The sequence below is a fragment of the Oceanospirillum sediminis genome, from assembly GCF_014164585.1.
Taxonomy (GTDB): domain Bacteria; phylum Pseudomonadota; class Gammaproteobacteria; order Pseudomonadales; family Halomonadaceae; genus Oceanospirillum; species Oceanospirillum sediminis.
The window spans coordinates 1-567 of sequence record NZ_JACJFM010000101.1 but is presented as its reverse complement, the minus strand read 5'-3'; the positions used below and the strand labels follow the sequence as shown (position 1 = coordinate 567).

The 567-nt window shown below is 43.0% G+C and carries 1 protein-coding gene; it reads left to right on the top strand.

Features of this window, described 5'->3' with window-relative positions:
• Positions 1-253: 253 nt before the first annotated feature.
• Positions 254-448, top strand: coding sequence for a hypothetical protein (locus tag H4O21_RS24080; RefSeq protein ID WP_182812411.1), 195 nt, complete (start codon positions 254-256; stop codon positions 446-448).
• The last annotated feature ends 119 nt before the right edge of the window (positions 449-567 follow it).

The window sequence follows — 567 nt, the reverse complement described above, 5'->3', positions numbered from 1 at the left end:
GTCAGCCTTTTCACGACCTGCAACCTCAGCTTCAAGCGCCAGTGAGCACATGGCAGTTTCCACAAACTTAATGGTATCCTCGCGAACGTTAAGGATTTCCATAACCTCGCGAACTTCCTTCTGGTATCTCGCTGCTATTTCTTTGTATCGCATTTCCACATCACCTTTTTCGTTGTGGTACAATCTACGTCAATAAGTATTGACTAAATGATGTAGATTGGTCAACAATAATTTTCGAAAAGGAGTAGTAAATATGCCAAGACCACGACGAGAGCCGATGGACATTATCACCAGCATTGTGGAGAAGCGGCAGCCGCTGACACTCCGTGATGTTCGCTACTTTGCCCGTTGCTATGTGGCGCTGGCTGATATGCCAAAGGATGAGATGTATGATTTGATTCGGGCCAATTTTAATGTTGATGAAAATAATCGGGTGACGATGAAATGAAAAAATGGAAATATCTGAAAGGTTATGAGGATGATTTTGCTGGCCATGACACGGCTTATCTTGTAGTTAAGTCAGGAAGTACTGGTGAGATTTTCTATCTAAGCATGGATTATGCTGGT

Excerpts from the sequence above, each read along its gene's own strand:
- H4O21_RS24080 (WP_182812411.1), top strand. The coding sequence starts at position 254 with ATGCCAAGACCACGACGAGAGCCGATGGACATTATCACCAGCATTGTG.